We start from the raw sequence: 21918 nt of genomic DNA, 5'->3' as shown, positions 1-21918 counted from the left end.
GCTCGGCCATGAGCCAGCCTGTCTTGCGCTCTACTCCCGACAGCACGCCATCAAGAAAGGCGCCGCTCGATAATCGCAGTTCACGACGACGAAAGATCGGCCCCAGTCGCTCCTTCAATGCATCGAGCTCGCGTTGCCATGCCAAAATCGACCCAGACCAGCTTGCGACGGACATGCAATTCCCTCCAGCTAAACGCCGAGAGTGAATCATGATCTCGCATAAAACGCAACTGTAGTACTAGAAATGCCCGGCGCCTGGATCGATGTGCGGGCTGTCACCCGGATGTGTGAACAGCTTGCCGCCTTCGGCCCACAGCGTTGCCGCGATGCTGATCGCCCCGAACACCGCGAAGCCGCCGAAGAGCGGCTGCACAGTCCCGTTGAATAGCTGTCCGACCGTGCCGCCGAGGATCGCGCCGAAGGTCGTCGATACGAAGCCGGTGATGGCTGTCGCGGTGCCGGCGAGGTTGCCCATGGGTTCCAGGCTGATTGCCGTAAAATTGGTGGCAATAACCGCAAACATCATCAGCAGGATCGTGAACAGGGTATAGGCAAAGGCGAAATCGGGCCGGCCACCGAGAGCTTTGACGAAACCGATTGCAGACACGATCGTGAACAGGATCATCGCAACGTGCGAGATGCGGCGCATCCCGAATTTGCGCACAAAAAACCCGTTGGCGAAGTTCGCGACAGCGATGCCGCCGGCCGTTGCCGCAAAGGCGATCGGTAACCAATCGCCAAGGCCGTAGACCTCGCCGAACACCTGCTGGACCGAAATAACGTAGGCGCTGATGACGCCCGTGAACATCGTCAGCCCGATCATGTAGCCACAGGTGATCTTGTTCGTCAGGACGGTCTTGAAACCGTCGACGACGGAGCCGACCGATAACGGGATGCGCTCTCCTTTCGGCAGAGATTCTTTCAGACGCGCGAGTGCCCAGATGAACAGGACCCCTCCGACAAGGCCGAGCAGGATAAAAATCCAGTGCCAGTTGGCGTAGGTGATGATCAACTGACCGACGGAAGGCGCCACGATCGGAACGATCATGAAGACGATCATCACGTAGGACATGACCCGCGCCATCTCACGGCCGCCGAAGCAGTCGCGAACAATCGCCATGGTCGTGATGCGGACGGCTGCGCCGCCGAGGCCTTGGACAAAGCGCATGATCAGCAGCATTTCGAAGCTGCCGGTAGCGGCAGCGGCGAACATAGCGAGGACATAAACGGCGAGGCCGCCAAGCAGGATGTTTCGGCGGCCGAAGGTATCAGACAGGCTACCGAAAATGATCTGCGACACGCCGAATCCGAGGAAGAAGACGCCGATCACGAGCTGCGTATCGTTGGCGTTCGTGACACCGAGCGAATGGCCGATCGCGGGCAGGGATGGCAGCATGCTGTCGATCGCCATCGCGACACTGGCGGTCATGATGGCGATGGTAATGACAAATTCGACGAAGCCCATGCCTATGCGGCGGGAGCCCTGATTCTCAACATGGGGTTTATGTGGTGGCGTCATAATCGAAATCCTGAAATAGGGGCGGAGAGAGCCGATCAGACCGCAGGATTGTGCGGCTGGAAGAGACGTCCCTTCTCTGCGATCAAAACGAAGACCAGACCGATGATCGAGACGGTGAAATAGCCTGCGACCATTGGCAATGCTGTGCCGTTGAATGCCTGGCCGATGCCGGCGCCGATCAGCGCGCCGCCGACCGTGCTCATGAAGCCGAGGACGGACGAAGCCGTTCCCGCGACGTGGCCGAGCGGCTCCATGGCAAGCGAGTTGAAGTTGGAGCCGATCCAGCCGAACTGGAACATGGCCACACCGAAGAAGCAGATGAAAAACGCAAAGGGCATCGGTTGCGGCCCAAGAACGAGGGCTGCGAGCCAGATGGTGTTGACGGTGATAAAGCCGACCAACGCGCCATGCGACAACCGCCGCATCCCGAACCTGCCAACAAGCCGCGCGTTGAGGAATGACGAAAGCGACATGAAGACAGCGACTCCGGCAAAGGCGAAGGGGAAGTAGACCCCCAGCTCGTAGATGCCGACGTATATCTGCTGCGCGGAATTGATGAAGCCGAAAAGCGAACCGAAGATGAAGGTGGTGGCAATCGTGTAGCAGAGGGCGATGCGGTTCGTGAGAACCAGCTTGAAGCCACCGATCACCGAGCGTGCGGTGAACGGGCGGACATTCGCGGGACGCAAGGTTTCGGGAAGGCGGATATAGGCCCAAACCGAGATCAAAGCGGCCAGGACGGCGATGAACACGAAGATCAGATGCCAGCTGCCGAAGAACATGATGATCTGGCCGCTGCCCGGCGCGATGACGGGAACGATCATGAAGACCATCATGATCAGGGACATGACCTCTGCCATCTGCCGGCCGCCGTAGATATCACGGACGATGGAGATGGTGATGACGCGCGTCGCTGCGGAACCAATGCCCTGAATGAAGCGAAGTGCGAGAAGGCCCGCAAAGGACGGTACCAGTGCGATCCCCAGCGCAGAACAGATATAGATGACAAGGCCGATCAACAGCGGCAGACGGCGGCCGAAGCGGTCGGAGAGAGGGCCGTAGAAGAGCTGAGCCGAGCCGAAGCCCAGCAGATAGGCGGAAACGACGAACTGACGGTGATTTTCGCTTTCGACGCCAAGGCTTGCGCCGATCTGCTGCAGTGCCGGCAACATGATGTCGATCGCGAGCGAATTGACCGCCATCAAGAAGGCGGCGAGCGCAATGAATTCCCCTTTGCCCATGGGCAATTGGCCCGCGTGCACGGTTTGTGATGAATCTGTCACAATGAAATTCCCATAAACGGGCCAAGGCGCTGTTCAGCACAGCGCCTCGGACTCAAAATGCAAGATATGGAAACCGGGCGGACGCCCGGTGACCGAACAGGTCAGGCGGCGCCGCGAACGGTCACGCCATGTTCCTGCAGGTGCTGCTGCAACTCGCCGGCCTGGAACATTTCCCGGACGATGTCGCAACCGCCGATGAACTCGCCCTTCACGTAGAGCTGCGGGATCGTCGGCCAGTTGGAGTAATCCTTGATGCCCTGGCGGATCTCAGAGTCAGCGAGCACGTTGATGCCCTTGTAGTCGACGCCGATGTAATCGAGAATCTGCACGACCTGGCCGGAGAATCCACACTGCGGAAACTGCGGCGTGCCCTTCATGAAGAGGACGACGTCGTTGCTCTTGATTTCGTTGTCGATGAATTCGTTGATACCGCTCATAGGGACTAATCCTTTCCACAGGCGAGTTAAAGGCCCGCCGTTTCAATCGTTAAGCTTAGATAGCATGTGATCCGCGGAATTCCAGCAGGCCGAGCCAAAAAAAGAGCGCCCTATCGGTTTGCGGACGGCGCATTGTTGCGCTTGCGTTACGCCTGGTTCAGGAGCGGCTTAGTCTCGCGCGCGCATTGCCGGTTATGGCAAGGAATTCACCCGGATTTTGCCACAATTCTCGCCGATTGCGGCGCAGCAATTTCCTGCCGTGCGCGGCCAGAAAGAAAATAATGACATTGATTTCGAAACGGGTCGTTCTCCATTTTCCGGGGTTCGAGCCACTTGATGGGCGTGCTCACAGGGCGCGCTATGAACGATCCGCAAAACAAAGTGCAGCGACCTGGAATTTCTCCGTGCTGACAGGCGAGCCGGACGACGGACCGGCGTCGACGGCGTTCAGGGTGAAGGCGGGTATTGACGGATGGGAAACCAACAGCCACATCCATATTTTCGACCACAATGCTTTGGTGGAGCAGCTTCGATCACGCAGCATACCTGCGCAAATTCTGGCGGGCTTTCGTAGTGCTCTGCAGGTCATCCTCCATGGCGGGATGGCCGGCTACTTCAGGCACGCTTGGCGATTCGGGCTGTTCTTCGTCTTTCCGTTCCTGATGATGATACTCGGCTTTTCGCTTAGCGCCATCATCGCCGTGATACCACTCGAAATGGAGTTGCCCGCTTTTCATCTCCTGTGGAGCACGGCGTTGGCATTGTGTTTCTTCGTCTTCGTGTTTCTGCCTTTCGCGGAGCGCTTCTACACGCTGCATCTCTTCGCTGACTGGCGGATGGCGGTCGCTCTTGCCCGGACGAGCGATGCGGCATTCAACCAGTGGCTAGATCGCTGTGCCACGGCCGCGCAGACCGCCCTGTCGGAACCTGCGCAGGAGTATGTGATCTCATCTCACAGTATGGGATCCAGCGTCGCCGCCCACGTCGTTGGCCTCCTGCTCGAACGGGATCCTGATGTTTTTGCCGGCAAGAAGGTGATCTTTGCAACGCTCGGCTCGGCAATCCTGCAATGCGCATTGTTGCGACCCGCGCGCGTGTTGCGGTCACGGGTCGGCCTGATCGCGCGATGCGACAGCGTCAACTGGCTTGATGTCCACTGTCTGACCGACGCCATTCATTTCTACAAGGTGCCGGTCGTGGCGGTTTGTGGACATGGAGATGCACGGCCTGCGAAGATGATCTTCATTCGCGTGAAGCATATGCTGACTATCGAGCACTATAAGAAGATCAAGAAGGATTTCCTGCGCGTGCATCGGCAGTATGTCCTGGGGCCAGACCTGCGGGCGCCCTTCGACTTCACGCTGCTAACCGCCGGCCCACGCTCGGACATGGTCTTTGCTGCAGACGTCTATAACGCAATGCCCGGCTTCTAACCGGGCATTTGCGTTCGATATCACTCAGGTGCCGATGTCTGCAGCGCCAGGGCATGCAGTATGCCACCCATGTTGCCCTTCAGGGCTTCGTAGACCATCTGATGCTGCTGCACGCGGCTCTTGCCGCGAAAAGCTTCCGCTACCACCTCAGCCGCATAATGATCGCCGTCGCCGGCAAGATCGCGGATGGTCACCTTGGCGCCGGGGATGCCGGCCCTGATCATGTCTTCGATATCACCGGGTTTCATAGGCATGATCGTTACTCCTTGCGCATTATTCCGTGGCAGCCAGTGTGCCATGGCCTTCCATGTAATCAGGGAACCATGATTCATGTGCGTCGCGCAATTGCTGAATCGGCAGCGACAGCAGATCGTCAATCACGAGGCTTTCACCTTCGACAGTGCCGAGGCGGCGGAAAGGTACACCCGCACCTTCGGCGTTGGCGCAGACGAAATTGGCAACATCCGCTGGCACCGTCAGCACGTAGCGGGCCTGATCTTCGCCGAATAGGAGCGCGTGCGGTGCGCCTTTGCTTTCATGAAGATCGATGTTAAGGCCCTTGCCTGACGCCATCGCCATTTCGGCGAGAGCCAGAACGAGGCCGCCGGAAGAGATATCGTGGCAGCTCGTTGCCTGGCCGTTTCGGATGACCGAGCGGACGAAGTTGCCGTTACGGCGCTCCGCGAGGAGATCGACCTCGGGAGCGGGGCCTTCAGTGCTGCCGACGACATCGCGCAGATAGGCCGACGAACCGAGATGGCTGCCGTCCGTACCGATCATGATTACCTTATCGCCATTCGAGGCGCTGCCGATGCGCGCCATCTTCTTCCAGTCGGGCAGAAGGCCGACGCCAGCGATCGTCGGTGTCGGCAGGATCGCAACGCCGTTGGTTTCATTGTAGAGTGAGACGTTCCCCGACACGATGGGGAAGTCGAGGACGCGGCAGGCTTCGCCGATGCCTTTCACGGCCTGAACGAACTGGCCCATGATTTCCGGCTTTTCAGGGTTGCCGAAGTTCAGGTTGTCGGTCGCCGCCAGCGGCTCTGCGCCGGTCGCCGTGATGTTGCGCCAGCATTCTGCGACTGCCTGCTTGCCGCCCTCGAACGGATCGGCCTCGACATAGCGCGGCGTCACATCGGACGAGAATGCAAGAGCCTTGGTCGGATGGTTCTCGACGCGAACGACGCCTGCATCACCTCCCGGAAGCTGGAGTGAGTTGCCCTGGATCAGGGTATCGTACTGTTCGTAAACCCAACGGCGGCTCGATTGATTGGGAGAGCCAACGAGCTGCAACAGCGCCTGGCCGTAGTCTGCCGGTGCGGCAACGAGGTTCGCGGGCAGCGGCGCACGCTTGTCCGATTCTCGCCACGGACGATCATATTCCGGCGCCTGGTCGCCGAGATCCTTGATCGGCAGGTTGGCGACTTCTTCGCCCTGATGGACAACGAGGAAGCGCAGGTCGTCGGTGGTCTTGCCGACGATCGCAAAATCCAGGCCCCACTTGATGAAGATCGCCTTCGCCACGGCTTCCTTTTCCGGCTCCAGAACCATGAGCATGCGCTCCTGGCTTTCGGACAGCATCATTTCGTAGGCGGTCATCTGCTCTTCGCGCACCGGCACGGTATCGAGATCGAGCAGAATGCCGAGATCGCCCTTTGCACCCATTTCGACGGCCGAGCAGGTGAGGCCGGCAGCACCCATGTCTTGGATGGCGATGACGGCGCCGGTCTGCATCAGCTCGAGGCAGGCTTCCAGCAGGCACTTTTCGGTGAAGGGGTCGCCGACCTGGACGGTCGGACGCTTTTCCTCGATGGACTCATCGAATTCGGCCGAGGCCATGGTCGCACCGCCGACGCCGTCGCGGCCCGTCTTTGCGCCGAGATAGACGACCGGCAAGCCGACGCCCTTGGCTTCCGAGAGGAATATGGCATTCGACTTGGCCAGGCCAGCCGCGAAGGCGTTGACCAGGATATTGCCGTTATAACGGGCGTCGAACTCGACTTCGCCGCCTACCGTCGGAACGCCGAAGGAGTTTCCATAACCGCCGACGCCCGAGACGACACCGGAGACTAGGTGACGGGTCTTCGGATGGTCCGGCTCGCCGAAACGCAGCGCATTCATTGCTGCGATCGGGCGTGCACCCATGGTGAAGACGTCGCGCAGAATGCCCCCGACGCCTGTGGCCGCGCCCTGATATGGCTCGATGTAGGACGGGTGGTTGTGGCTCTCCATCTTGAAGACTACGCAGTCGCCGTCATCGATATCGACAACACCGGCATTTTCACCGGGGCCCTGAATGACGCGCGGGCCTTTGGTCGGCAGCGTACGCAGCCACTTCTTGGAGGATTTGTAAGAGCAGTGCTCGTTCCACATGGCCGAAAAGATGCCGAGCTCGGTGAAAGTCGGTTCGCGTCCGATCAGGCTCAAGATCCGCTGATACTCGTCTGGCTTCAGGCCGTGGGCGGCAATCAGTTCGGGGGTGATCGGGCGGGTATTGGAAATGGTCATGAGCTCTCGGAAGTCCCTGCCGTTGCGCGATTGCGGTGTCTTTAGCCTAAGTGAATGAAACGCGCGATAGGAAAATGCCCGCTGTTAACAGACAGCAGGCACCAAAAGGCGACTATCGTGCCAGCTCAAAACTTGTAGCCGACCTGGATGCCGGCGCGCGTAATCCGAATTACGCACCATCGATCATTGGCGGGTAAAGCATTTTTGCCGACCGACGTTGCTTTGTCGCTGGTCTGCGGCCGATCTGCCGTCGCTTCAAATCTCACCATCATAGCCGGCGCCGCCGCTTTCTAGTAGGCGTCTCAAAGTCATCAATCCTGCAACCAGATCGTCACGGTTTCTGGGGGACGAGAAGCCTATCCGCACGCGGTGATAAACTTTCTCGGCGCGAGCGGCCTTGAACTCGTCCTCGTCATCGATCAGCACGCCATCTCTATAGGCGGCGTTCTTGAAGGTTCCCGAGAGCCAGGGATCGGGCAGCTTCAGCCAGAGGAAGGGAACATGCGGATGGGACACAAAATCGTATCCCTGTAGTTGTTGCCGTGCGAGGCGCTCGCGGATGGCCAGTTCGGCCGTGCTTGCCTTGCGGATTTCGTGTGCTTGGCCGCTCTGAACGAGACGCGCGCAAGCCTCGGCCAGAATGAAAGGCAGCCCGCCCGTAATCATCTTGTGCGTTACCTTGATCCGCTGCGCAAAATGCGGCGGGCAGGCGACCCAGCCGCCGCGCACTCCGGCAGCCACGGACTTTGAAAGGCCACTGATCAGGAAGGTGCGATCGGGCGCGAGCGACGCCAGCAGGGGATTTTCGTCGCCAGTCATGCCACCGTAGAGATCGTCCTCTATCAGCCAGACGCCATGCCTGCGTGCAATCTCCGCGATCCGTACCCGCCGCTCGTAAGGCATCGTAGCCAGGGTGGGATTGTGCGCGGTCGGCATGAGGAACGCGAGCTTGGGATGCTGCTGAAGACACAAGCGCTCGAAGTCATCGGGGATTACGCCGTTCTCGTCGGAGTCGACGGTGATCGTACGGCGACCAAGAATGCGGGCGCTGCGGCTGACCTGCGTATAGCTCAAATCTTCAAATACGATCTTGTCACCGGGCGACGACACGGCCGAAATCACCGAGACCGCCGCCGCGTGCGCGCCGAGGGTAGGGACGATGTTTTCGGTGTCGGGCGTCCAATCGTTCCTGGCGAGCCAGCGCCGCCCTGCCTCGTACCAATTTTGCGGGAAAACACGGGAATAGGACGAAATCTCGGAAAGCTGCTCCTCGCCGATTCCGGCGAGCACGCTGCCGATGATCTTGCCCTGGCCGAGGTCCGGAGCCGCGGTGGTGTCAAAGCGTATCTTGCCGGCCGGCGCATCGATCGGACGCGTGCCGCCGAGCGCGATGGTCAGTGGGTCCGGCTGATTGCCGGGTGCCGTCTCGGCGCGATCCAGGACATATGTGCCGCGGCCGACTTCTCCCGCGACGAGGCCGCGTTCGTGCACCAGCGCATAGGCCCGGCCGATTGTCCCGATTGTCACGCCTATGTCGTAGGCAAGGTTTCGCTGCGGCGGCAACTTGCTGCCAGCGGGCAATGTACCTGCGGCAATGGCTGATTCAATGCTGTCCGCAATTCGGAGGTAAACCGGGCCGAAACCGCGCGAAACGTCTGGGAGCCAATTTGTCATGATGACAATTCTCTATATTGTCACCCTTCGTCCGTCAAGATTATCTGAATTACAGACACAATCCACGTGGAGAATGAAATGTCCGCCGTTCCAGAGAACGAGCTCCGGATTGCACCGCTTCCTGCTAAGGTGCAATCGATACAATGCCGCATTCAGCAAGACTCTCGCCGTGTGCCGCGCACTTTGCTGGTGTCCGCATTGCAACGACTAACATCGTGGCATCAGAAGCGAGAGAGCCGCAGGGTGTTGCGTAATCTGACGGACGCCGAACTGCTGGACATTGGCGTCACGCGCGCCGAGGCGAATAAGGAGGCCAGCAAGTCGTTCTTTTGGGACTGATCAGCCGCAAGCCTTGCCGCCGGAGGCCCAGCGGGTGACATCCTTGGCGATCCGCGGTCCGGTGGCGCCTTGCATCATCGGACCGAAGGCATCGAGCTTGGAGGGATTGCCCTCTGCCTGAACAACGAGCAATGGGCGGCTTTCGGGGCTTCCCTTGTGCACGACGAGAATGCGCGGACGACCGGAGAAGGAATTCAACTCCGGCGCCAACCTGTATGCGGCAAAGGCCGCGTCGCCCGACTTGAACCAGCAGGCGTTCGCACCGAGAGCAACGCGCTCCATGGTGGACAGCGCGCTGCGGTCAGGACCCTTCGCGGGCGTGTTCGATTGGCAGGACGCGACCAGCGCCGCCGTTGCGGCAATCGCGAGAACACGTGTCGTCGAAAGGCGAGGACGCATCAACTTGCTCCAAGGGACCGGATGAATGGCCTCTTACGTGCCGAAGGTTAAGCTGCGATTACCTCGAGGGCGGATGCAAACAGACCGCGGCCGTCGGAACCGCCATGCGCTGCTTCGATGAGGTTTTCGGGATGCGGCATCATGCCGAGGACGTTGCCCTTATCGTTCATGACCGCGGCAATATCGTTGATCGAGCCGTTCGGGTTGGTGCCTTCCGCATAGCGGAATACGACCTGGCCGCTGCCTTCGATCTTTGCCAGGGTCTCGGCGTCGGCGAAGTAGTTGCCGTCGTGATGGGCGACTGGGCTGCGAATGATCTGACCCTTGGAATAGGCGCGGGTGAAATCGGTGTCGGCGTTGACGACTTCGAGCTTGATCTCGCGGCAGACGAATTTGAGCGAGGCATTGCGCATCAGCGCGCCAGGAAGCAGACCTGCCTCGAGCAGGATCTGGAACCCGTTACAAACGCCGAGAACCTTGACGCCCTTGTTTGCCTTTTCGATGATTGCCTGCATGACCGGCATGCGCGCTGCGATAGCGCCGCACCGGAGGTAGTCGCCATAGGAAAAGCCGCCGGGGATGACGATCAGGTCGACGTCCGGAATATCCGTCTCCGTTTGCCAGATGGTCACCGGCGCGTGACCGGAGATTTTCGTCAGTGCTGCGATCATGTCTCGATCGCGATTGAGACCCGGAAGTTGAACGACGGCTGATTTCATGAGTGCGGCTAAAACCTTGTTTGTGCTTCTGCAAGTTCTCTGAGTACGAGACGCTTTTCAATACGCTCCAGCCGGCCTTCGTGCCGACCGAGGACACCGTAAATACTGTGTATTTCCTGCTCCATCGTGGTCATCGTGTCGCGCATGCAATGCATTTCGCTTCGGATCTCGTCAAGCGACGCATCCAGCGTATCGATGTGCTCGTTCATCTTCGTCAACAACTCAAGCATGAGCTCTTGCGTCAATTCAGCCATCGAGTGCGCTCCACGACCAAGATTAGTCGACGAAAATATTATAGTTCTCGATCACCGTATTTGCGAGGAGTTTCTCACACATTGCCTTGAGATCGCTCTCCGCTTTCGCCTTGTCAGCGCCTTCGAGTTCGACGTCGAAAACCTTGCCCTGCCGGACATGGCCGACTCCATCGAAGCCGAGAGCACCGAGAGCGCCCTCGATCGCCTTGCCCTGCGGATCGAGAACGCCGTTCTTCAGCGTGACGGTTACACGAGCCTTGATCACTTTATCTTCCCTGTCTTGCTTTGCCTGATAGTCTTACTTTACGAGCACTGGGCCGGTGCCGCGCACAGGCTCGTTCTCGTTGATGATGCCGAGGCGGCGCGCAACTTCTGAGTAGGCTTCGAGAAGTCCACCCATGTCACGGCGGAAGCGGTCCTTGTCCATCTTTTCACGGGTATCGATATCCCAGAGACGGCAGGAGTCCGGCGAAATCTCATCGGCCAGGATGATGCGCATCATGTCGCCTTCGTACAGGCGACCGCATTCGATCTTGAAGTCGACAAGCTGGATGCCGACGCCGAGGAAAAGACCGGTCATGAAGTCGTTGACGCGAATGGCAAGCGCCATGATATCATCGAGTTCGGCGGGGTTCGCCCAGCCAAATGCCGTGATGTGCTCCTCGGAAACCATCGGATCGTCGAGCGCGTCGGACTTATAATAGAACTCGATGATCGAGCGTGGCAGCACCACGCCTTCCTCGATGCCAAGGCGCTTGGACAGCGAGCCGGCGGCAACGTTGCGTACAACGATCTCAAGCGGGATCATTTCGACTTCGCGGATCAACTGCTCGCGCATGTTGAGGCGACGAATAAAATGCGTCGGAATGCCGATCTTGTTCAGATGGCTGAAAATGTATTCCGAAATGCGGTTGTTCAGAACGCCCTTGCCATCGATGACTTCGTGCTTTTTCTTGTTGAAGGCGGTGGCATCGTCTTTGAAGAACTGGATCAGCGTGCCCGGTTCCGGGCCCTCATACAGAATCTTGGCCTTGCCCTCGTAAATACGGCGGCGACGGTTCATTGCAATTGTTCTCTATCGTTGGCGCTCTTGGGATAGCGCGAGTGGATCGATCTCGTGGCGTCCCCTTAAAGGAAAAGCGAGGGTTTCACAATCCGCCTGTCACTCCTTCCCCGGAATCCGGGATTGCCGGAGTGCCGCTAAGAGAATCGAAGACTTTCTGCGTAGCAGTTTACAGGTTTTTTGCGATCAACGGAATGTGAGCCGTCCGTCTCGGCGGAGTCATGCAGGCCTTTATCTTTGGCGGGAGCTGTTGATCGACTTGCGCAGGTCCTGTTGCAGGTCGCGGGCAGGGCCTTCCACGCCCCGCCAGGACGCAGCGCGTACAAAGGGCGCTATCTGCAGTGCGGGCATCGGGCGGGCCAGCGCGTAGCCCTGGAGCATGTCGCAACCGAGGTCGCAGAGGATTCGGACGTGGTCCATCGTCTCCACCCCCTCAGCCGTGACGAGAATGGTTAGCGAACGACCGATGTCGATGATCGAACGGACGAGCTTCCGCTGCTCTGCCGAGTGGGGCAGCATGCGGATCAGCTCGCGGTCGATTTTCAAGGTCTTCGGGCTCAGCTTCAAAAGGCTAACAATCGACGCGTGGCCCGTGCCGAAGTCATCGATCTCGATATCGATGCCGAGGCGGCGTAGCTGCCGGAGATTGGCGGTCACGGCATCATCGCAATCGTCCAGCGAGATCGATTCAAGCAGTTCGAAGGAGATCGTGCGAGGCTCGATCTTCAGTCCGCGAAGCTTCTTCGCAAGGTTCGGATCGGCGAGGCGACGAGACGAGACGTTGACTGCGATCTTCGGGATGCGAAGCCCTTCATCCTCCCATCGCTGGCGATCCGCCAGTGCCTGCTCGAGGATAAGACCGTCGATCGTCGAGACAACATCCAGATCTTCGGCAATCGCGAGGAAGCGATCGGGGGCCAGCAAACCGTGTTCGCGGTGCTGCCAACGCGCCAGCGTCTCGACGCCGGCAACCTCGAGCGTTCGCGCCTGGAACTGCAACTGGTAGAACGGAATAAACTCGCCGCGTTCCAGGCCCAGCAGGATTTCGTCGGCCAGTCGCTTGCTGGCGATGATGCGGCGGCGCTCATCGGTCGAGAAGAATTCGTGGCGATTGCGTCCGCCGCTCTTTGCACGGTAGAGCGCGATATCGGCATTTAGCAGAAGTTGCTTGGCATCCAGCGCCGGACCGTCCCCCGTGGCGATTCCTATACTTGCGCCGAAACGGCAATCATGGCCCTCGTAGCGAATAGGCTTGCAGAGCTCGCGGATGATGCGTTCGGCCAGATTAGAGATCTTCCTTGGTGTGACGTCGAGGGTACACAGGACCACGAACTCGTCGCCACCAATACGAGCGACGAAATCAGTGGAACGGACGTTCCTTTTCAGGACCTGCGCAACGTGCTTCAGCATCGCGTCGCCGGCACGGTGGCCGAGCGTATCGTTGATCTGCTTGAAGCGATCGAGATCGATATGGAGGATCGCGAGCGTCAGGCCGGTCCGGCGACATTCGGCGGAACGCTCGTCCAGCATGCGATCCAGGTATCGGCGATTGGGTAAGTTGGTGAGGTAATCATGCAGCGCCAGGTGCTCGATGTTTTCCTTGGCGCTTTCGAGCTCCCTATTGCGGGCTTCGGCGAGATCCTTGGCGCGCTGCAACTCGTTATTGAGCCGGACTTCGGCAGTGACATCCCAATTCGCACCGATCAGCTTGCGGCGTCCGTCGCTGTCGAGAAAAAATGCCGCCTTTGCGCGGATGACGCGCTCGATGCCGTCCTGCCGGATGATGCGGAATTCGTGCTCAAAATCGGTGTTGTCAGCGATGCTCTCGTTGATGGTCGCTAGCACACGTTCCCTGTCATTGGGATGCAGCGAAGCCTCCCAGGCATCGCCCGTGGTGGCTGGCGACGTCCCAGTAATGCCGTAGATCGCCAGAAGACGGTCGTCCCAGTCGACAGTGCCATTCTCGATGTCGGCCTCGAAGACGCCGATATTGGAGATATCAAGCGCGAGATCGAGGCGTCGCGACACGTGCGCCAGCCGCTCCTCCGCCTCCTTGCGCTCGGTGATGTCGGTATCGGTGCCGACGAGGCGGGCAGGGGCGCCATTTTCGTCCCATTCGACACAAGCACCACGGCATTCGATCCAGATCCAGTGGCCGTCCCTGTGGCGCTCGCGATACACGAAAATCTGATAGTCCGGATCGCCTGCATTCTGACGATCGATCGCCCTTACGACGAATTCCCGATCATCGGGGTGGATGAGTTCAATCCAAGTGTCATAATCCCCGTCGGCATCCTCATCGGGCGCCATGCCACGCATGGTCTTCCAGGTATCGGAATAGTAACGCTTGCCAAGACGAAGATCGTGGTCCCAGACGCCGAGGCCTGACCCGACAAGAGCGTAGTTCCAGCGACTCTCGCGCTCCGAGAGTTCGGCGCTATTTATTGGGGGCGCGTGGTCGTCGAGCCCGGTCGCATGAAGCTTGGTCTTCGGTTTGCCCCGGTTGCCGGGTGTCGATCGTTTCAATCTGCGTACTCGCTCTCCTGGCGCGTGTATATTTTGGATGCATTGAATTAAACAGCCCTTAATGCCATAAAAATAATATCCACGTAAAAACAATTACTTGGTTGTGCGTTCCGCCCTGCGTAGCCTGAGGGCGCAGACAAGGTTCGACAATGCCCATTCACTTGTGCAGTGGTGCCCTATATCGCCCCAATTGGCGGAGGGAATGCGATGTCTCCAGAATGGCCGATGTTCATACTGCAATGCATCGTTCTTGTGGGCCTGGCGGGCGTTCTCTTCATTCGCGGAGAGGGTGACTAGCCGATTGCTCAGCTAAAACCGCCCGAGCGTTCCCGTGCTGGGCGCGGCGATGCAATGCCCGACTGTGAATTGCGGTTCTGCCAAAGCGTCCGGTATTACGGCTTCAAACGGCCAAGGAATTGGGCAAACACCATTGTTCCTTCCGGCCAAGGCCCGTGGCCGGACTCGGTGTTGATATGGCCGGCCTCACCAGCGTCAATGAGGAGGGATCCCCAGCTTGCAGCGATGTCATCGGCGTGCTCGTAGCTGCCGAAGGGATCGTTGCGGCTGGCGATCGTGATTGTCGGGAAGGGAAGTGGATCCCGCGGGTACGGGCCGAATGTCATCAGGTGCTTCGGCCGTATTGCCGGATTGGCGACATCGGGCGGTGCAACGAAGAATGCCCCGGCTATCTTGTTGCGAAAATGGGGAATTGCATGGATCGCCGATGGAATGCCAAGCGAATGCGCAACCAGCACCACCGGTCGCGTGGCAGCGTTCACCTCCTCGGCGATCCGCTGAACCCAATCGTCGCGGACCGGCTTCGACCATTCTGCCTGTTCGACACGACGAGCCGTGCTGAGCTTGGCCTCCCAGCGGCTTTGCCAATGATCGGGGCCGGAATTCGTATAACCGGGAATGATGAGGATTTCGGCGTCTGAAGCTTTCATGATGGCGCGGATGTGAGAAAGCTTGACGGCGATGTCAAGGGAGGGTGGGACAAGGCCTCTGAAATTTGTTATGTTTTTGGCAGTGCCGGTTGCGTCTCGTATCGGCGTTGTCGCCGATCCTTTCGCTGCCGGCTATCTTGGCTGAGGAGGAGAAAGCCATGACGGCATTCCATGTTATGTCGGGTGCAAGCGATGTCTACACACGCCCGGTCGTCAACAAGATCAGCGTTTCGGATGTCTTTGATGCGCTACGGCGCGGCCTCGACGATTTTCGTGAAAAACCATCCCACTATGTATTTTTGTGCCTGATGTATCCGATTGCCGGCATTTTTCTCGCTGTCGCGACGTCAAGTGCTAACCTCCTGCCGATGATTTTTCCGCTGGTTTCGGGCTTTGCACTGATCGGCCCTATCGCCGCGATCGGGCTCTATGAGATCAGTCGCAGGCGCGAAGCTGGCATGGATACCTCGTGGAGGCACGCGCTCGAGGTAACAGGATCGCCAGCGTTTCCATCGATCATTGCTGGCGGATTGTTGCTGTTTGGCTTCTTCGTCGTCTGGCTTGTCGCTGCGCAGACGCTCTATGCCAACGTGTTCGGCGACGTTTTCCCGCGATCGATCTCGCTCTTCCTCTCAGAGATCTTCGGCACGGCTGCAGGGCTGCAGTTGATCATTTGGGGACACGTGCTTGGTCTGGGCTTTGCTATTATCGTGTTGGCCACGACCGTCGTCACCTTCCCGTTGTTGCTGGATCGGGATGTCGGTCTCGTCTGCGCGATGGAGACATCGGTCAGAGCGACCGTCGCCAACCCGATCCCCGTCTTCTGCTGGGGGCTGATCATTGCCGTTTCTCTCATCGTCGGCACCATCCCGCTCTTTGTCGGGTTGGCGTTGGTAATGCCGATCCTCGGGCATGCCAGTTGGCACCTGTATAGGAAGCTTGTGGCACCGCCAGTGGTCTGACAGTCAGGGCGCCGGGAACTGCAACACCTCCCTGGGAGTTTCGCTGAGGCGAATACCGAGGGAGGTTATACATGGCAACGCCGCAGCATCTGTTTACCCGCTTTGCCAGCAGGACTTCTGAATGGGCAGGCAGGCCCGCCACGTTCGTGCTGGCGGTCGTACTCGTCGCGGTATGGGCAGGGACAGGCCCGGTCTTCGATTTCTCCGAGACTTGGCAACTGGTCATCAACACCGGAACGACCATCATTACCTTCCTGATGGTGTTCGTGCTTCAGAACGCGCAGACGCGGGATGCTCGGGCGGTGCAGGCCAAACTCAACGAAATCATACTCACCAGCCACGCGGAAAACCGCTTCATCGGCATCGAGCATCTTGACGACGAGGACCTCCAACATCTCGATCGCCTCGTTGCCAAGGCGGCGAAAGGCGTTCGCAATCAACGGTCGTCAAAAGCGTCCAACGGTCAAAATGGTGGAGGCGAGGCGAGCGCGTCGGCAAGGCTCAAGAAGACGAAGCGTAAAACGGCGCCCGTGAAGGCGCCGTCTCGGTAATCCAGCTTAGGCAGCGCCGAAGACGCGCCGGAAGATCGTATCAACGTGCTTGGTATGATAGCCAAGGTCGAATTTCTCGCGGATTTCCTCTTCGGAGAGCGCGGCACGGACCTCGGAGTCGGCAAGCAGCTCCTCCAGGAAATCCTTGCCCTGTTCCCACACCTTCATGGCGTTTCGCTGGACGAGCCGGTAGGCATCCTCGCGGGAAACGCCTGCCTGTGTCAGCGCCAGAAGCACGCGCTGCGAATGCACGAGGCCACGGAACTTGTCGAGGTTCTTCATCATGTTGTCGGGATAGACCACGAGCTTCTCGATGACGCCGGCCAAACGGTTGAGGGCAAAGTCGAGCGTGATCGTCGTGTCGGGCCCGATGCCGCGCTCGACGCTCGAATGGCTGATATCGCGCTCATGCCACAGGGCGACGTTCTCCATGGCGGGAACGACCGACATGCGCACCAGGCGCGCCAGACCGGTCAGGTTTTCAGTCAGGACCGGGTTACGCTTGTGCGGCATGGCCGAAGAGCCCTTCTGGCCGGGCGAGAAGTATTCCTCAGCTTCCAGGACTTCCGTGCGCTGCATATGGCGAATCTCGATCGCGACGTTTTCGATCGAAGAGGCAATGACGCCGAGGATGGCGAAGAACATCGCATGCCGGTCGCGCGGAATGACCTGCGTCGAAACCGGCTCCGGCACCAGGCCGAGCTTGGCGCAGACATGTTCCTCGACGCGCGGGTCGATATTGGCGAAAGTGCCGACAGCGCCGGAGACCGCACCGGTGGCGATTTCGGCACGCGCGGCCAGCAGGCGGTCGCGGTTGCGGCTCATCTCGGCGTAGAAGCGCGCGAGCGTCAGGCCCATCGTAGTCGGCTCGGCATGAATGCCGTGGCTGCGACCGATGCGGACGGTGTCCTTGTGTTCGAAGGCGCGTGCCTTGAGAGCGGCGAGCAGACGATCCATGTCGGCGAGCAGGATGTCGGCTGCGCGGACGAGTTGGATGTTGAATGTGGTGTCGAGAACGTCAGAAGACGTCATGCCCTGGTGGACGAAACGCGCATCGGGACCGACGATCTCTGAAAGGTGCGTCAGGAAGGCAATGACATCGTGCTTGGTGACGGCCTCGATTTCATCGATCCGCGCAACGTCGAACGTGGCGGCGCCGCCTCGTTCCCAGATCGTCTTCGCAGCCGATTTCGGGATGACACCCAGTTCGGCGAGCGCATCGCAGGCGTGAGCCTCGATCTCGAACCAGATGCGGAATTTGGTTTCGGGCGACCAGATGGCGACCATCTCTGGCCGGGAATAGCGCGGGATCATGGCTTCCTGCTTTCGTTCATAAGGAAATGCTGGCGCCCCTGTATCAAAGACAGGCGGCAATCTCAACGCATGCGTTTAGCAAGCGCAACACTAGTGCCGAAAAGGCAGAGAAGGCCGAGCGGAAGAAACAGGCGAATTCCAAGGACGGCGAACTGATAGACTGCACTGGCACCGGTGAAGACGAATTGAAACACCCACGTAAGGGATCCAAAAGAAGCGTGCCACGCCGAGTAGAAGACCCGGTAGTCCATGGCGAATAGAAAGGCGGTCATCAGGATCGTCCCGGCAGCAAGTGTCAGGAAGAAGGCTGCAAAACGCGTCTCCGGCGAGCGTCGGTGCGCAAGGAATCGACCCAATGGCAACATGAATGGCCAAGCCAGCAATCCGCCTGTGAAATAGAGTAGCGCGAGGTCGCGGAGATGTGCCGTCTCCATTCCGTTTCTGAAACAGAGCGCGGCCATCGCGGACGCGAGCATCTGCGTGCCCCAGAGCACTGCGCCTGCGAATAGATCGGGGAGAGGCGGGCGCGCCGCCTTGAGCCGCTCGGAGATCAAGGACGGCCTGCTTTCATCACGACTTGGACTGACCTTCGGCGGCACTGCGCAAGGCGCTGATGGCCGCCTTGTAGGCCTCGACCGAGCCGCCCTTGAAGATCGCCGAACCTGCGACGAGAACATTGGCGCCAGCTTTGCCGACGATCGGCGCCGTTTCGACTGTTACTCCACCATCGACTTCGAGATCGATCGGCCTATCACCGATGAGTGACCGCGCGGCGGCAATCTTGTCCGCCATCGCGGGAATGAATTTCTGTCCGCCAAATCCGGGGTTTACCGACATGATAAGGATGAGGTCGACGTCGTCGAGGACATTTTCTAGTGCCGAAAGCGGCGTGGCCGGATTGAGGGTGACGCCGGCCTTTTTGCCCAGGCTGCGCACAGTTTGAAGCGACCGGTGGAGATGCGGCCCGGCTTCTGCATGGACGGTAATGCGGTCGCAGCCCGCCTTGGCGAAGGCCTCCAGGTAAGGATCGGCAGGTGCAATCATCAGATGGCAATCAAAAACGGCGTCCGTATAGGAACGCAGCGATTTGATCACATCAGGGCCGAAGGAAATGTTTGGGACGAAGTGACCGTCCATGACGTCGAGGTGAATCCAATCGGCTCCAGCCGCGGTCACGTCACGGACTTCCTGGCCCAGTTTGGCAAAATCGGCGGCAAGGATGGATGGCGCGATGCGAATGGGCGTGGTCATTGACGTCTCTCCGTAAAACTCGTGCAGCGGCGGCAAAGCCTATTCGATCGGAGCGCTTGGCAGCACGAACGAACCGGCGTGCCATAGCAGCAGGCGGTAGGGGTTATCGGCCAATTCATGGCCGGCGTTGAAAGCAATCTTTCCGATAATCGTCTCGAAGGAGGTGCCACCGATATGCTGCGCGATCGGCCTATCATCAGCGCCGGCATCCTGGACAGCCTTCGTCGCGATTTCCACAGCTGCATAAGCAGGCAGTACATAGCCCTCCGGCTCGACGCCGCCGGCGCGTAACGCATCGACAACCGACTTCGCTTCCGGCCGCGCCGCATAGTCCGGCAGGGCAACGGCGTAAACGCCATCGGCAAGCGCGAGCGGTTGGTTGGCAGCCCGCATGGCGTCGCCACCGAGGATATCGAGTTGAATCTTTTCCGCCGCTGCGTCACGTGCGATCACTGCAACGTCGCTGCGATCCCCGCCGACAAATACCTTTGTCGCCCCGGCCTTCTTCAGGCGGCGTACAAGAGCAACCTGCTGCTCCTGGCCCGGTCGATAGGTGTCGGTGAATACCGGCTTGAGGCCTTTTTCCTCGAGCGCGTTTCGGATCGCTTCCGTAAGCTCCCGGCCATGGATAGTGCCGTCTTCGACCAGTGCGATCGGCGAGGCCGCCCACTCCCGTACGATCACCTCGATAATCTTCTCCGCTTCCGCGCCATCGGCCGGCGCCATTCGATAGAGCGGCCAGGCATTTTTTAGCGCGTCTTCCATGAGGATGCGTGAGCGCACCGAGATGGTAATCGCCGGGATATTGGCATCCTTCAGCTTTGGCAGTGCGCCCTCGAGCGTCTCGCTGCAGAGAAAGCCTACGGCTAACTGGACCTTGGCATTGATCAACGCGTCAGCGATCGCCGCGCCGCTGTTTTCCTCGCAAGTCTCCGCGACCGTGACGATCGTGTTGCCATCCTGCTGGATCCTGGCAGTGGCACCGGCAATGATCTGGGCTCCGATTGGCGCGAGGTTGCCAGTCTGTGGCGCAACAACGCCAATCGTGAGGCCGGCGGCATGGCATTCTCCGGCCGCAAGGAGCAGCATCGGCAGAAGTGCTAGGCCACGCAAAGTATTCATAAAAGCCGCAGGTCCGTGTCGTTTGTCCTGCTCTTTTATCCGTCCGGCATCGATCGTCAAAGAAAAACGCACGGTTGGGAAGCTTTTCGCCTGGCTTTTGTAGAAAAGGTAACCGATCACCTTCATATTATAGAAAACAGCAAAACCGGTAACGCCGGATGGAGAATGCCTTTGTTGAACAAGCAACCGATCGACCCGCGCCTCTACCGGGATGCGATGAGCCGCTTTGGCGGCCATGTGCAGCTCGTAACGACGGCGATCGGCGAGGAGCGCCGAGGCGTGACGATCACTGCCGCTTGCTCGGTATCCGATAGCCCTGCGACCGTACTGGTATGCCTGAACAACAGTAATCCGAAGAACGACATCTTCTTTCGGAGCGGCATCTTTGCATTGAATACCTTGGCCGCGCATCATCAAGCGCTTGCGGATGCTTTTTCGGGGCGTGCGCTGCTCACCAACGACGAACGCTTCGCGACGGGTGTGTTCGACAAGCTGGTAACGGGCGCGCCTATCCTTCGCGACGCGCTTGCCTCCTTCGATTGCCGCGTGAGCGAAATCAAGGAAATGTCGACGCACCACATCATTTTCGGCGAGGTCGTGGCAGTCAGGTACAACGAGGCGAAGCCTGCGCTTGTCTATATGAACCGGGATTACCACACGCTATAACTCCTGAAAAGGGAGGAGACATGCCGGATCAAACTCATCCGCCGCTGCCATCGTCGATCGATGAGACGATCGCGATGCTGGGCGATCAGGATTATCTCGCGGGGCGGGCGCTTGGAACAGTGCTTTTCCTGGCCCTGAAGATGAAGCGTCCTCTCTTTCTGGAAGGCGAGGCGGGTGTCGGCAAGACCGAGATCGCAAAGGTGCTCTCGAAAGCTCTCGGCCGGCCGCTGATCCGCCTGCAATGCTACGAAGGACTGGATATCGCTTCGGCTGTCTACGAATGGAACTATCCGGCACAGATGCTCGAAATCCGCCTGGCCGAAGCGTCGGGGCTGGCCGACAGGAACAGGATAGAGTCGGACATCTTCTCCGAACGATACCTCATCCGCCGGCCGGTGTTGCAGGCTCTGTCGAGCGCAGATGGGCGGGCGCCCGTGTTCCTCATCGACGAGCTCGACCGCACCGATGAAGCGTTCGAGGCCTTTCTGTTGGAGGTTCTCTCTGATTTTCAGGTGACGATCCCCGAGCTCGGCACTATCCGTGCAGCCGAGCCACCGATCGTCATTATAACCACGAACCGGACGCGTGAGGTTCACGACGCGCTGAAGCGGCGTTGCCTATACCATTGGGTCGATTATCCCGATGCCGCGCAGGAGCTGGAGATTATTCGCCGCAAGGTGCCGGGCTGTAATGCGGCTCTGTCCGCGCAGATCGTCGCCTATGTACAGAAGCTTCGGGCACTGGATCTTTTCAAGAACCCGGGCGTAGCCGAGACGATTGATTGGGCGACAGCGCTGACCGAACTCGATCGCCTGGCGCTCGATCCGGAAACGATTTCCGATACGATCGGAACACTGCTGAAATACCAGGACGACATCGCGCGTATCCAGGGTAGCGACGGTGCGAAAGTCCTGGAGGATATCAGGGGCGAGCTGCAGGCGGCAGGATAAC

General features: G+C 59.2%; 23 protein-coding genes. 6 read left to right on the top strand and 17 right to left on the bottom strand.

From position 1 onward, the window contains the following. Positions 1 to 238: 238 nt before the first annotated feature. From RHIBUN_RS0122085 to grxD, 3 genes are all read right to left on the bottom strand, one after another. A complete protein-coding gene (locus RHIBUN_RS0122085) occupies positions 239 to 1519 on the bottom strand; it encodes a multidrug effflux MFS transporter (protein WP_025661199.1) in 1281 nt (426 codons plus the stop codon). 35 nt (positions 1520 to 1554) lie between these two features. Continuing rightward, positions 1555 to 2760, bottom strand: coding sequence for a multidrug effflux MFS transporter (locus tag RHIBUN_RS0122080; RefSeq protein WP_018854872.1), 1206 nt, complete (start codon positions 2758 to 2760; stop codon positions 1555 to 1557). Between the two features lie 143 nt (positions 2761 to 2903). Further along, a complete protein-coding gene (gene grxD / locus RHIBUN_RS0122075) occupies positions 2904 to 3239 on the bottom strand; it encodes a Grx4 family monothiol glutaredoxin (protein WP_007532908.1) in 336 nt (111 codons plus the stop codon). Between the two features lie 281 nt (positions 3240 to 3520). On the opposite strand from grxD, the gene RHIBUN_RS0122070 reads away from it, so the two are divergent. Further along, complete coding sequence (locus RHIBUN_RS0122070; RefSeq protein WP_025661198.1) at positions 3521 to 4672, top strand: hypothetical protein; 1152 nt, start codon at positions 3521 to 3523, stop codon at positions 4670 to 4672. A 20-nt stretch (positions 4673 to 4692) separates the two neighbouring features. On the opposite strand, the gene RHIBUN_RS0122065 is transcribed toward RHIBUN_RS0122070, so the two are convergent. From RHIBUN_RS0122065 to RHIBUN_RS0122055, 3 genes are all read right to left on the bottom strand, one after another. Beyond that, positions 4693 to 4926 carry a BolA family transcriptional regulator gene (locus RHIBUN_RS0122065; protein ID WP_025661197.1) on the bottom strand — a complete coding sequence of 78 codons (234 nt, stop codon included), beginning with the start codon at positions 4924 to 4926 and terminating at the stop codon, positions 4693 to 4695. A gap of 19 nt (positions 4927 to 4945) precedes the next feature. After that, a complete protein-coding gene (purL, locus tag RHIBUN_RS0122060; RefSeq protein ID WP_025661196.1) occupies positions 4946 to 7180 on the bottom strand; it encodes a phosphoribosylformylglycinamidine synthase subunit PurL in 2235 nt (744 codons plus the stop codon). A 255-nt stretch (positions 7181 to 7435) separates the two neighbouring features. Beyond that, positions 7436 to 8854, bottom strand: a complete 1419-nt coding sequence (locus tag RHIBUN_RS0122055) for a PLP-dependent aminotransferase family protein (RefSeq protein WP_025661195.1) — start codon at positions 8852 to 8854, stop codon at positions 7436 to 7438. A 78-nt stretch (positions 8855 to 8932) separates the two neighbouring features. Here RHIBUN_RS0122055 and RHIBUN_RS0122050 point away from each other — a divergent pair, with 78 nt between their 5' ends. Further along, on the top strand, positions 8933 to 9193 hold the full coding sequence (locus RHIBUN_RS0122050) for a DUF1127 domain-containing protein (protein WP_025661194.1): 261 nt from the start codon (positions 8933 to 8935) through the stop codon (positions 9191 to 9193). On the opposite strand, the gene RHIBUN_RS0122045 is transcribed toward RHIBUN_RS0122050, so the two are convergent. From RHIBUN_RS0122045 to RHIBUN_RS0122010, 7 genes are all read right to left on the bottom strand, one after another. Continuing rightward, entirely contained in the window at positions 9194 to 9592 is a 399-nt protein-coding gene (locus RHIBUN_RS0122045; protein ID WP_025661193.1) for a hypothetical protein, read from the bottom strand. It lies immediately after the preceding gene. A 47-nt stretch (positions 9593 to 9639) separates the two neighbouring features. After that, positions 9640 to 10311, bottom strand: a complete 672-nt coding sequence (purQ, locus tag RHIBUN_RS0122040) for a phosphoribosylformylglycinamidine synthase subunit PurQ (protein WP_018854879.1) — start codon at positions 10309 to 10311, stop codon at positions 9640 to 9642. Between the two features lie 8 nt (positions 10312 to 10319). Next, entirely contained in the window at positions 10320 to 10565 is a 246-nt protein-coding gene (locus tag RHIBUN_RS0122035; protein ID WP_025661192.1) for a hypothetical protein, read from the bottom strand. Between the two features lie 22 nt (positions 10566 to 10587). Further along, positions 10588 to 10830 (bottom strand): phosphoribosylformylglycinamidine synthase subunit PurS, encoded by a 243-nt coding sequence (purS, locus tag RHIBUN_RS0122030; protein WP_025661191.1) that lies wholly within the window; start codon positions 10828 to 10830, stop codon positions 10588 to 10590. Positions 10831 to 10863: 33 nt separating this feature from the next. Then, positions 10864 to 11628, bottom strand: a complete 765-nt coding sequence (gene purC / locus RHIBUN_RS0122025) for a phosphoribosylaminoimidazolesuccinocarboxamide synthase (RefSeq protein ID WP_007532892.1) — start codon at positions 11626 to 11628, stop codon at positions 10864 to 10866. Positions 11629 to 11859: 231 nt separating this feature from the next. Further along, positions 11860 to 14073, bottom strand: a complete 2214-nt coding sequence (locus RHIBUN_RS0122020) for an EAL domain-containing protein (protein ID WP_245271700.1) — start codon at positions 14071 to 14073, stop codon at positions 11860 to 11862. A gap of 473 nt (positions 14074 to 14546) precedes the next feature. Next, positions 14547 to 15101, bottom strand: coding sequence for an alpha/beta hydrolase (locus RHIBUN_RS0122010; protein ID WP_018854883.1), 555 nt, complete (start codon positions 15099 to 15101; stop codon positions 14547 to 14549). Between the two features lie 158 nt (positions 15102 to 15259). Here RHIBUN_RS0122010 and RHIBUN_RS0122005 point away from each other — a divergent pair, with 158 nt between their 5' ends. Continuing rightward, the gene (locus tag RHIBUN_RS0122005; RefSeq protein WP_018854884.1) at positions 15260 to 16063 is read left to right on the top strand and encodes a DUF2189 domain-containing protein; all 804 of its coding nucleotides are present in this window, start codon (positions 15260 to 15262) and stop codon (positions 16061 to 16063) included. 71 nt (positions 16064 to 16134) lie between these two features. After that, positions 16135 to 16614 (top strand): low affinity iron permease family protein, encoded by a 480-nt coding sequence (locus tag RHIBUN_RS0122000; protein ID WP_025661189.1) that lies wholly within the window; start codon positions 16135 to 16137, stop codon positions 16612 to 16614. Between the two features lie 6 nt (positions 16615 to 16620). On the opposite strand, the gene purB is transcribed toward RHIBUN_RS0122000, so the two are convergent. The 4 genes from purB to RHIBUN_RS0121980 form a co-directional block, all read right to left on the bottom strand. Then, positions 16621 to 17928 carry an adenylosuccinate lyase gene (gene purB, locus RHIBUN_RS0121995; protein WP_025661188.1) on the bottom strand — a complete coding sequence of 436 codons (1308 nt, stop codon included), beginning with the start codon at positions 17926 to 17928 and terminating at the stop codon, positions 16621 to 16623. 62 nt (positions 17929 to 17990) lie between these two features. Next, entirely contained in the window at positions 17991 to 18482 is a 492-nt protein-coding gene (locus RHIBUN_RS0121990; protein ID WP_018854887.1) for a hypothetical protein, read from the bottom strand. 16 nt (positions 18483 to 18498) lie between these two features. Next, the gene (gene rpe, locus RHIBUN_RS0121985) at positions 18499 to 19179 is read right to left on the bottom strand and encodes a ribulose-phosphate 3-epimerase (RefSeq protein ID WP_025661187.1); all 681 of its coding nucleotides are present in this window, start codon (positions 19177 to 19179) and stop codon (positions 18499 to 18501) included. Positions 19180 to 19218: 39 nt separating this feature from the next. Further along, positions 19219 to 20301, bottom strand: coding sequence for a branched-chain amino acid ABC transporter substrate-binding protein (locus RHIBUN_RS0121980; protein ID WP_025661186.1), 1083 nt, complete (start codon positions 20299 to 20301; stop codon positions 19219 to 19221). A gap of 171 nt (positions 20302 to 20472) precedes the next feature. On the opposite strand from RHIBUN_RS0121980, the gene RHIBUN_RS0121975 reads away from it, so the two are divergent. Together RHIBUN_RS0121975 and RHIBUN_RS0121970 are read left to right on the top strand one after the other, a co-directional pair. Then, a complete protein-coding gene (locus tag RHIBUN_RS0121975; protein WP_018854890.1) occupies positions 20473 to 20967 on the top strand; it encodes a flavin reductase in 495 nt (164 codons plus the stop codon). A gap of 20 nt (positions 20968 to 20987) precedes the next feature. Beyond that, complete coding sequence (locus RHIBUN_RS0121970; protein ID WP_025661185.1) at positions 20988 to 21917, top strand: MoxR family ATPase; 930 nt, start codon at positions 20988 to 20990, stop codon at positions 21915 to 21917. Position 21918: the final 1 nt, after the last annotated feature.

It is taken from the genome of Rhizobium sp. IBUN, from assembly GCF_000510625.1.
GTDB lineage: Bacteria > Pseudomonadota > Alphaproteobacteria > Rhizobiales > Rhizobiaceae > Rhizobium > Rhizobium altiplani.
Note: the sequence above shows the minus strand (reverse complement) of the source record. Positions and strands in the feature narration are given on the sequence as shown.